The 10,342-nt window shown below is 34.8% G+C and carries 10 protein-coding genes; 8 read left to right on the top strand and 2 right to left on the bottom strand.

What is annotated here, in order from left to right; all coding sequences use genetic code 11:
• On the top strand, positions 1-207 hold a 207-nt coding region (locus LY28_RS03925; protein WP_165835490.1), incomplete at its 5' end, for an ATP-binding protein.
• Between the two features lie 201 nt (positions 208-408).
• Here LY28_RS03925 and LY28_RS03920 read toward each other — a convergent pair.
• Positions 409-1,029, bottom strand: coding sequence for a transposase (locus tag LY28_RS03920; protein WP_165835489.1), 621 nt, complete (start codon positions 1,027-1,029; stop codon positions 409-411).
• Between the two features lie 578 nt (positions 1,030-1,607).
• On the opposite strand from LY28_RS03920, the gene LY28_RS03910 reads away from it, so the two are divergent.
• Both LY28_RS03910 and LY28_RS03905 read left to right on the top strand, forming a co-directional pair.
• A complete protein-coding gene (locus LY28_RS03910; RefSeq protein ID WP_110460863.1) occupies positions 1,608-1,808 on the top strand; it encodes a hypothetical protein in 201 nt (66 codons plus the stop codon).
• A 34-nt stretch (positions 1,809-1,842) separates the two neighbouring features.
• Positions 1,843-2,928, top strand: a complete 1,086-nt coding sequence (locus tag LY28_RS03905) for a hypothetical protein (RefSeq protein ID WP_110460862.1) — start codon at positions 1,843-1,845, stop codon at positions 2,926-2,928.
• Positions 2,929-3,575: 647 nt separating this feature from the next.
• Here LY28_RS03905 and LY28_RS03895 read toward each other — a convergent pair.
• Positions 3,576-4,343 carry a helix-turn-helix domain-containing protein gene (locus LY28_RS03895; RefSeq protein ID WP_207658053.1) on the bottom strand — a complete coding sequence of 256 codons (768 nt, stop codon included), beginning with the start codon at positions 4,341-4,343 and terminating at the stop codon, positions 3,576-3,578.
• Between the two features lie 716 nt (positions 4,344-5,059).
• On the opposite strand from LY28_RS03895, the gene LY28_RS03890 reads away from it, so the two are divergent.
• The 5 genes from LY28_RS03890 to LY28_RS03870 all read left to right on the top strand — a co-directional run bounded on the left by LY28_RS03890 (position 5,060) and on the right by LY28_RS03870 (position 10,123).
• Positions 5,060-6,109 (top strand): ABC transporter ATP-binding protein, encoded by a 1,050-nt coding sequence (locus tag LY28_RS03890; RefSeq protein WP_110460860.1) that lies wholly within the window; start codon positions 5,060-5,062, stop codon positions 6,107-6,109.
• Entirely contained in the window at positions 6,045-6,836 is a 792-nt protein-coding gene (locus tag LY28_RS03885) for an ABC transporter permease (RefSeq protein ID WP_242981140.1), read from the top strand. Before LY28_RS03890 ends, LY28_RS03885 begins: the two co-directional genes overlap by 65 nt.
• Before the next feature lie 6 nt (positions 6,837-6,842).
• Positions 6,843-7,673 carry an ABC transporter permease gene (locus LY28_RS03880; protein WP_110460859.1) on the top strand — a complete coding sequence of 277 codons (831 nt, stop codon included), beginning with the start codon at positions 6,843-6,845 and terminating at the stop codon, positions 7,671-7,673.
• Between the two features lie 105 nt (positions 7,674-7,778).
• On the top strand, positions 7,779-9,353 hold the full coding sequence (locus LY28_RS03875; protein WP_110460858.1) for a bifunctional metallophosphatase/5'-nucleotidase: 1,575 nt from the start codon (positions 7,779-7,781) through the stop codon (positions 9,351-9,353).
• Positions 9,354-9,394: 41 nt separating this feature from the next.
• Positions 9,395-10,123 (top strand): dTMP kinase, encoded by a 729-nt coding sequence (locus LY28_RS03870; protein WP_165835488.1) that lies wholly within the window; start codon positions 9,395-9,397, stop codon positions 10,121-10,123.
• Positions 10,124-10,342 lie beyond the last annotated feature (219 nt).

The raw sequence follows: 10,342 nt of genomic DNA, 5'->3' as shown, positions 1-10,342 counted from the left end.
TATAACAGGGCATCAACAGTTTTATCCGGGCAAGTATCACATACAAAGTGGTATGAATTATTCCCCGATCCAACAATAGCAGATGCAATCATGGATAGAATAATACATAACTCCTATATCCTAACCCTTGACTCAAAAAAATCCATGAGAGAAGTCATGGCAGAAAAAACAATTAAAAATATTGAAAAAAATGAAGCACTGGAATAAAATCAACTTACACGACAAGGTGTCCGGATGCTCCGGTTTACTGTCCGGATAAAACCGGAATCGCCGTCCGGATGTGCCGGAATATGCATCTGGAATATAGATCGAGGATTGCACAGATGTATTGAATTTTGTTATCAATCTTGAAGCATGTTACATCGCTGACCCATACTTGGTTAGGAGCATTTACCGAAAAATTCATTTTCAGTGAGTCTTGTTTCTTTTCATAGTTAATGTGGGCATAGCTCTTTTTGCCTCCGTTCGGATGCTGTATAAATTCATCTCCTGCATTAACTCGGAAACCATTTTATCACTGACAGCCTCTCCTTGACTTGCTAACACAGCTCTGATTTTTTTTGCGCCAAAAATCTGATTGCTTTCTTCATATATTTGCTTGATCCGTTCACTCAGTTGAGTTCTGCGGATCTGATAGCTGTTGTTTTCTCCCTTATTGCGAAAGATGTGATTGTAAAATGTGCCCCTTGGAACTTCAAGAGCTTCACATAGAACATGTACGCTATGTTGTCCATGAAGTACTGAAAGCTCTCGCAGCTTTTCTTTGAGCGGGGAAGATACCGTACAGTTCACTTTTTGTAATACTTCGATTTTTTGCTCAAGCTTTTCCAGCCGCTGTTTCATCTTTATAAATTCAGCAGCACTGACCGCATAACCTGTATCGGTATATGTAGTTTTATAAGGTTTTAACCAAGTGTAGAATGTACTTCTGGAGACGCCTGTTTCTGTGCAAATATCCGTTGCGGATTCGCCATTGTGATATTTTGCAACCAATTGATGTTTTTCTTCCTTACTGAATTTCTTGTTCATTAAACGACCTCCTATATTTTGTACTCCTGCAATTTTGAAGCAGAAAAAAGACATAGTCTGAGGTTGCAGTTAGAATGAAGGGGTGATGTAATCATTCTAAACAAAGAGCAAACCATGTCTAAAAAATTATATAGTTGGGGAGTAAAATCATCAAGTTATCGAAAAACTTCTTTATTAATGGAGGAAAATGGGATTATTTATCGAATAGTATATTTATAAATGAAGAAATAACTGATATGCTTAGGCTTGATATAGGTGCTAAGAAGATGAGATCTTATAATGGGAGTCACATTATGCATAAGGAGAATGCGATTGGATTATTTCAAGATAAAGTTGTAACCAGCAAAAATGCAAAGAGGTTATTGAAGATAAACGGGTAGCATAACAAATTCATTTAAATTCCAATTATGTATAAAGTTAGAATTGGGAATTGAAATCATGGATGGTAATGATGAAACTAGTTCAATAGCATATAGGAATGCATAAAATTTTGAACACAAAATGGGGGTATGAGGCTTGTGCAGTATCGTTGATAAACTATCAAAAAAATGAACATGCCTAAGTAGTGGATTGAAGCTATGGCGATCGAATATACCGATTGCAGGGAATACGGAGTCGGAAATGACGGCATATGGAAAATCGACTTTGACAGAGTACAGGAAAAAGAACTTGACTTGAACTTAAGAAAAGATATTATATGGTTGTGCAAACTTATTAATTCTTTTAATAATATACATATACGAGTTTCACATCGTCCATATAATGGGATTAAACAATAACTCTGACTATAAAAAATATAGGAGATATATTTTGATGATAAATATATTGCAATATAATGTTTTGATTTCCTGTCCACAAGATGTTGAAAAGAAGAAATACGTTAAAGCCATTAAGGAAACATTAGAAAAGTTTAACAAGTCATATGGTAAACATTATTTTGTATACCTTAAAAGCATTTATTGGAAAGATGATGTTTTTCCAGAGTATGGTGATACTCCGCAAAATATTATAAATAAACAAATTGTTAATTCTTCAGATTTAAATGTTGCTGTATTTTGTAATAGATGGGGCCAACCAACAGAAAATTATGGATCTGCTACAGAAGAAGAAATCAGAAAAATGATTAATGAGAAGAAAAATGTGTTTCTATATTTCATACATAGTAAAGCATATCCCGAAGATACAGATCTTAATCAACTACAATGCATAGAAACCTTTAAGAGAGAATATGCACAAAAAGGGATATATAGTGAGGTAGAAGATAATATTAATAATTTTAAAGAAAGACTGCTAAGTAGTGTATCAAATTTTTTTGATACACAACAAGACAATATTAAAGCTGAGTTAGATAGAGATTGGGATCATATTATTGAAGATTACGAGATTCAATTTAAATATATGGATGAAAAACATACATCTATTATATGTACCAAAACATTTATAATTAAAGCTCTTATCAATGATTATCAATTCCTATCTGATAGATATGGTTGGAAAGGTGATAGTGAGATATTATCGGTCGATGGGGCAGATATAGTTGATATTGATTCTGAAAATAATCCATATAAAGTTTATACTGTTAAATTTGACAGACCGTTAAGCAAAAATGAAGTCACTAAAATTACTGTTAAAATAAGACTTGATAATACTCAAAAAGTAGATCCGTGTTATTTATCATATTCTCCTAACATACCAATCAAATCATTAACATTACATACGGAATTTTATCCTTCCAATGTAAGTAATGTACGTAAAACAGCATATGAAATATTTGATGGAATATCAGGCAGGTCCCCTGTTGAGACAGGCAATTTGGAAATTATTGATAATCGGATCAAATATACATTCGATTCTTTACAAAGAACAAAAAGATATTCATTAAAATGGGTGCTAAAATAACTCTTTGATTCAGTTTTTGGTTTTATGGTGAAGTGCATCTTTTTTGACCTAACTTTCCAAGAGATTAGGACAAGGTTGATGCATGTGCATTAGGTTTGTCCTGATTTTTATGCTGTACTGATACTGAAGAGAGGAGATGTCCCAATAAAAAAAGTCATTAAATCTTTTACCTTTTGGTTTCTTTTTATCGCATTATTTGAGCTCTATATGCATCAAATTGGGCAAGACTCGAAAAGCATTGTTCTAATAGGATTAAATCCCATTCTATCTGTAATTTCGAATAATGATAGTCTTTTGGCTTTTATGAATTCGGGTATGGAATTACCCTGTAGAACTATTATGGGATCGATTTCAGTTTATTGGTACATAGCAAGTATACTTTCTTTTATTGTTTATGGCGGAATCCTAGATTTTATCAGAGTGACTGTCTCTAAACTCGGGAATAGAACAAAATGAGCATAAGCTTAAAGACATTTATTTTAGCCGGATAACATATTATGGGTAAAATCCTTGATTTTGACCCGTTTCAACATTTCAACGGGCTAAGGCAGCCTGTCTCAAAGCAAGCCAATATTTGAATTGATTTTATCAGCACTTTTCCGGCTGCACTCATGCCGCATATTTATGGCCTCCTGTATGCCAGACTTCTAAATATACCTGAGTATAGTATACAATACGGAATTTACTGCGATTTGAGTTCTGTTTTCGCAGGAAAGCTTCTGAGATATAATTTGTATATAGGATTTTACTGTGTTTTCCGATATAAATAGACGGTTTGCAATTTCTTTATTTGTATATCCCTTGTTTATCTGCTCCAGAACCTCAAGTTCACAGTCGGTTAATGATGCAGTGCTGAAGGTAGGAAGCATTGTTTTACATGCAAGCTCCGTTATGTTAATTTTCAGAGTATGAAACTGTAAAGTACAATCAAGAGATTTCTCAAATAATTTAAAATAATTGACTGAAATTTCATCGTATTTGGAGTGCATAAAGAAGGTTGAAAGGTATGCAACTATCTTATCATTAATTATTATAGGTATAGTACAGTTTGTTAAGCTTTGAAAAGCTATATTATCGTTTTGGTAATAGTACATAACACTAAGAGCTTTCTTTTGCAGGCATTCTGATACGGAAGTTTTTCCCATATTTTCTGCTCTGAAATTCAACCCTTGGCATAACTTTATGTTACTTATCATTAATTCCTTATTAATGTGATAGGATACAACAGATAAATCCGTATCTAAAAGCATTACAAAATTATAAAAGAGACTTGAGTCAAAAAGACTGTAATATGCCGATGAAAGAAAAAGCTTAATAGTAATTAAACTTGAATCCATTATTGGATGAATAACTTTATAGGAAGGCCAAAATTTATTGGTTGGTTCCAAGTAACTTGCAGTACTAAAATTTCCCATATATTGTAACCCCTTTTTAAATAATTTAATCAGTAATTATAACGAATGTGCTTTGATGCAGGAGAAGCGTCATTAGCTGTAAATCAAGCTTTTATGTTAAAAAATAATTTTCCGAATATAAAAAATACCATTTGTGTTAATTATCAATTAAAATGTAAAATATTACAATGTAAAATGGTAATAAAATTATGCTAATACAAAGTATATTTTTTATATAATCTGAAAATATGAAATTTACTTGTTCATTTTACAAATAAAGACTTAATGTATTAATATATTATAAAAAATAACAATAAAAAGCAATGTTTAACATAAAAATACTTTTTAGAATCACTAAAAATAATGTATAAAATAAATGTTTTGTTCAATATAATAAAAAATATTAAGTAAACTCTAATATTTGGATATTATTCAACATGATAGAAAAAAGTTAACAGAGGTATGCTGCTAAAAGTCAATTACTATCGGCCAAAAAACCGATTCCATCGGCTGATAGTTTGGGTTTGGGTCTGAAGCCTCCTATAGGAAAAAACAAATTCAAACCCAAATTGCGTTCAAGACCAGCTTAAAAGCTTAATTCACCTGGAAACGATACATATCGCACCGATATTTTATCGCAAGCAGGCTTGAACCGCAATTGACTATGGTCATAATGGCTTGTATGGTTTCTTAATTTCAAATATAAATTCAAGTTAATAAGTGAGAGGAAGGTTGATATGCCAATTATCGAGGTTAGTAATCTAACAAAGGACTACAAGCTTAATGTAAGAAAAAAAGGCTTGCTAGGCTCAATTCAAAGCTTAATTATCCCGGAATACAAAATGAAGCGGGCAGTTGAAAAAATTAGCTTTACCATTGAAAAAGGAGATATGGTAGGTTTCATAGGACCTAATGGTGCCGGAAAGTCTACTACGGTAAAAATGTTAACCGGTATTTTAACTCCGACAGATGGTGAAATTAACATTCTTGGTATGTCACCAAGCAAGCAGAGAAAAAAGATTGCCACAAAGATAGGAGTTGTATTCGGACAAAGAACGCAGCTTTGGTGGGATCTTCCTGTATCGGATACGTTTGATTTGCTGAAGAGCATCTATAGAATTTCGGATAGCGCTTATAAAAAAAATATGGAAATGTTCAATGAGCTTCTTGGCTTGAAGGAGTTTATTACGCAACCGGTCAGACAGCTTAGTCTTGGACAGAGAATGAGAGCTGATATTGCGGCATCCTTGGTTCATAATCCCGATATCATACTTTTTGATGAACCTACAATAGGACTTGATGTAATAGCCAAGGAAAAAATTCGTGAGTTTATAAAGGTAGTTAACAAAGAAAAAAATACAACAATGTTATTTACTACCCATGACATGATGGATATAGAAAAGACCTGCAAGAGAATGATTATTATTGATCACGGAACTATTATTTATGATGGAACAGTCAATGAAATTAAAGAAAAGCATGGAAAAAAGAGAACCATAGTTGCTGAGTTCGCCCAGAATATCAATAATATCATTTTACCGGAAGGCGTAGAAATAACCGAAGAGGCTGACAATAAAAAGCACATGCAGTTTAACAGGGATGAGGTTCAGGTTTCAGAGGTTATTTCCTATCTTACCTCAAAGTATAATATTCTGGATTTGACTATTAAAGAGCCGGAAATAGAATCAATAATCAGAGAAATATATGAGGGAGGAATTGATTATGATAAAACCGTATCTGGCGATAGCGAAGAAGTCATTTCAGAACAACTTGGCGTATCGCGCTGATTATTATGCGGGATTAATTAATACACTGATATTAATTTTTGTAAATATAGCCATATGGAAGGCCATATATGGAGAAGACGGCTCATATGACGGCGTACAGCTGAAAATAGTTTTGACATACATAGTATTAGGTTTTTTAATGCAGAGCTTTTTTATAATGGATGACTACTTTATACAAAATAAAATAACAAACGGGCTGATATCCACAGATTTATTGAAGCCTATAAGCTTCAGGCTGCTTGTTTTTTCATACAGTATAGGAGCTTCCGGATTTAAAATAATAATGAATCTTGTTCCTGCAATAATTATATCCCTGTTATTTTTTGAATTTTTGCCTCCATTCTCGGTGTCGATGTTTATCTTATTTATATTGAGCTTGTGCCTGGGATATCTTGTGCTGTATTGCCTAAACTTTATCGTATGGCTGACTGCTTTTTGGTTTTATCAGACCTTCAGCCTTGTTACTATTAAGGATGCCCTGATTGCTGTTTTGTCAGGCGCACTTATTCCCTTATGGTTTATGCCTACCTGGCTGTATAACTTCATAAAGCTGACACCGTTTGATTCGATTTATTATATACCAATAACCATATATCTTGGTCAGACTCCTTCTAACGAAATAATGACCTGTCTGCTTAAACAGGTACTTTGGATAGTTCTTCTGACTGTGATAGGTCATTTTATCTGGAAGGCCGCCACCAAAAAACTCGTTGTACAGGGAGGTTAGCTTGATATGGAACAAATAAAAGCATATAAAAAAATTGAACTGCTGAAAATATTGTTTGTGTTTTTTAAAATGAATTTAAAATCAATGCTGGAATATAAGTTTGATAGGTTTTTTATAGCATTAGCCATATTCGTAAGAGAAATGGTAAGCATTGTAGTTATGTTTTTGATACTTACCAGATTTGTTACTATAGGCGGCTGGACCATGCATGAAATGTTTTTTCTGTATAGTTTTCTGTTTCTGTCCTATAGCATATTTGTATTTTTCTTTACAGGAATCAGAGACTTTGATGACATGGTTTATCAAGGGACATTGGACAGGTATTTAATCAGACCGCTAGGGCTGATGTTTCAGGTGGTGGCAGCCAGAGTGGATTTTGCGGCAATTCTGGGGCATGGAACAGTAGGGATACTTCTATTTACATATTCATGCAAAGCAGTAGGGATTGTATGGGACTTTAAAAGTGTTACATATTACATCTCAGCATTAATAGGAGGTGCTATAATTCAGGCGGCCTTGTTTATGATCTCCTCCTGCTTCAGCTTCTGGACTATCAGGACAGTAAACCTGCGTAATTTAATTTTCTTCAACTGCCGACGATTTGCCGGATATCCAATCAGCTTTTATCCGGGCTTAGTTCAAAAGCTGTTGATATTTGTTGTTCCTTTTGCGTTTGTCAGTTATTTTCCGGCACAATACTTTATAAGAAAACCGGATTTAGATATGTTCTGGAACGGATATTTATATCTTACTCCTTTGGTTGGAGCTGCAATGTTCGTTCTGGTATATATATTCTGGAGAGCGGGCCTGAAAAGATATTCAAGTGCAGGAAATTAATCTGAAAAATTTATAAGTAAAAAATAATAATCAGGGAGGTGCTGAGTCCATACCGGTGCTTAAATGTGTGCTGTGCCCGAGTGATGATGGGTATGGACAAAAAGTATGAAAAAATATACCAATTTAATTGTAATAGGAGTTATTTTAGTTGGAATTGCAGGTTTTTTAATTTATAAGAACGTTAATTTTAATGATGTATTAATGAGTCTGGGGTACTATGACCAAAAAATAAGCGTTGTAAATACAGCTGATGTTCATGGACACATATGCTTTGATGACGAGTCCGGCGGATATTACACATTGGATCAGGTAGACGTAATGATGGGTCTGCCGATGGTAAAGCATTTTGTAGATGAAATAAAAAAGGGAGATCCCGATGCATTGGTGCTTGACAGCGGTGATTTATTCCACGGGACTAATGAAGCAAATATAGAAAAGGCAAAGGGTGTAGTTGAAGTTGCAAATTTATTGGGCTATGACGCTATGACAATGGGAAACCATGATTTCGATTTTGGAATAGACAGGGCGATAGAGTTTAAAACACAATTAAATTATCCGATTATTTGTGCAAATGTATTAAAGGACGGAAAGCCTATTTACGAGGAATATAAAATTGTTGAGATTGACGGGCTCAAAGTAGGCTTATTCGGGACAGTTGAGAAGGATGCCCTTATTGATACAAATAGCAGAGACCATCAGGGAATGGCTGTAGAAGATCCTATTATAACAGCTCAGAGGCTTATTCCGATTATAAAAAAGCAGGCTGATGTTATTATATACATTTCCCATAACGGAGATGAAATTGACAAGCAGATTATTGAAAAGGTAGATGGCATAGATTTATTCCTGTGCGGACATCATCACTTCCTTTATGAAAAGCCTGACAAGGTAAATAACACATATCTTGTTGAGGCAGGAGGATACACTACGCATGTTGGACTGGCAGAGCTTTATCTTAAAGACGGAAAGGTTAAGAAATGCACTTGGAAATTATTTAATTCCAGAGATGGTTCAAAAGCAGATCCGGAAATGAAGAAGGTTTCTGACAAGTATCAGGCGATGGCAATGGAAGCAGGCAAAGAGGTGGTAGGTAAGGCTGAAGTGAAACTGAACGGTATGAGATCGGATTTAAGATTTAAGGAAACAAATCTGGCAGATTTACTTGCAGATGCAATGAAGGAAACAGGCAAAGCAGAAATTGCGCTGATGAATGGAGGAGGTATAAGGGAGAGTATTCCCGAGGGAGATATAAGCCTTTATAAAATCGGTAAGGTACTGCCCTTCACTAATGCGCTTGTAACTATAGAGCTCAAAGGGGAGGCTATTTATAAATGCCTTGAAAGAGGTATTATGCAATACCCGAATTCAGGTGCTAACGGAGGATTTATGCAGGTTTCCGGAATCAAGTTTTCGTTTGATGCGTCAAAACCTGCCGGTGAGCGTGTTGTAAGTGTTAAGACCTTAGATGGCAAGGAATTGGATAAAGATAAAACATATAAGGTGGCAACAAACGATTACTTGTACAATGGCGGAGACGGCTATGAAGAAATGGTGGATGCAAAGCTTTTATATAAAGGAGAGCTGCTTAAGGATGTTCTTGCTAAATATATAAAAGAAAAGGGAACTGTTTCACCGAAAGAAGAGGGACGTATCAGCGTTGTAAATGAAAGATATAAGTAAAGCCGCAAAAGGGCAGAAAATATATTAGTGGATGTGAGGTCTTGGGGAAGGAAAACTATTTTATTAACAAGCAAAAAGGTATTTTAATCGTATTTGAAGGAATAAGCGGCTGCGGTAAAAGCAAGGGTGTAGAAGGTCTATACAGAGAGTTGCTTGGTATGGGATTCAAAACCAAAGTCATTGAATGGAATTCAAACTGTGTAATCAGAAAAATAGTTAAGAGACTCCATTCTATGAATTTACTTACTTCATGGATATATAGCATTTTGCAATGGATTAGTTTCCTGATACACTACTTTTCACTGGTTAGGCCATCCTTAAAGCAGGATTATATACTGATTGCCGACCGTTATATATATACGGGACGTACGAGGGACACTGCAAATGGTGCAAGACAGGATATTGGAAAAAGAATAAGCAAGTGGGTACGAAAACCGGATTTAATCTTATTTTATGATGTTGATGTGCAGGTGTGCTATGAACGGATTGAAAGAAGAGGAAAGGTTCTGTTCCATCCTAACAGAAAGGTTCAATGCAATGAGGTACTGAAAAAGGAAAACCTGCGGTACTTGGAAGCAATGCAGTGCGAGTACCTTAACTTGTTCAGGGATCCTGAACTGAAGAGGGAAACAAACATAATTGATATTCCGCTGGTAAGCAGCGATGGAACTAGGACGATAATAAGAAATACTGTTGAGGAATATATAAAATTAAAATCAGGTGACAATTTTTTAACAGATGATAAGGCTGTAAGCAAAATGAGCCGGTAACACTCCGGTTGCTTATATAACTAAGGTCAATTACGGTTCAAGCCTTTGCGACGGTATATCGTTTTTTCAGGCGAATTAAGCTTTTAAGCTATTTTGAACACAGTTTGGGTTTGAATTTGTTTTAACTTTAGGAGGCTTCAGCCTCAAACCCAAACTATCAGCCGATGGAATCGGTTTTTTGGCCGGAAGTAATTGACTTTTTGTGCATGGAATCCGGTA

The sequence above is a fragment of the Ruminiclostridium sufflavum DSM 19573 genome, assembly GCF_003208175.1.
Taxonomy (GTDB): Bacteria; Bacillota; Clostridia; order Acetivibrionales; family DSM-1351; genus Ruminiclostridium; species Ruminiclostridium sufflavum.
The sequence above is the reverse complement of the archived record's forward strand: the minus strand, read 5'-3'. Positions and strand labels throughout refer to the sequence as shown.

What these genes read in the sequence shown, in the direction of transcription:
- LY28_RS03905 (WP_110460862.1), top strand. Translation starts at nt 1,843, where the DNA reads ATGATAAATATATTGCAATATAATGTTTTGATTTCCTGTCCACAAGAT.
- LY28_RS03875 (WP_110460858.1), top strand. Translation starts at nt 7,779, where the DNA reads ATGAAAAAATATACCAATTTAATTGTAATAGGAGTTATTTTAGTTGGA.
- LY28_RS03890 (WP_110460860.1), top strand. Translation starts at nt 5,060, where the DNA reads ATGCCAATTATCGAGGTTAGTAATCTAACAAAGGACTACAAGCTTAAT.
- LY28_RS03910 (WP_110460863.1), top strand. Translation starts at nt 1,608, where the DNA reads ATGGCGATCGAATATACCGATTGCAGGGAATACGGAGTCGGAAATGAC.
- LY28_RS03880 (WP_110460859.1), top strand. Translation starts at nt 6,843, where the DNA reads ATGGAACAAATAAAAGCATATAAAAAAATTGAACTGCTGAAAATATTG.
- LY28_RS03920 (WP_165835489.1), bottom strand. Translation starts at nt 1,029, where the DNA reads ATGAACAAGAAATTCAGTAAGGAAGAAAAACATCAATTGGTTGCAAAA.
- LY28_RS03895 (WP_207658053.1), bottom strand. Translation starts at nt 4,343, where the DNA reads ATGGGAAATTTTAGTACTGCAAGTTACTTGGAACCAACCAATAAATTT.
- LY28_RS03885 (WP_242981140.1), top strand. Translation starts at nt 6,045, where the DNA reads ATGATAAAACCGTATCTGGCGATAGCGAAGAAGTCATTTCAGAACAAC.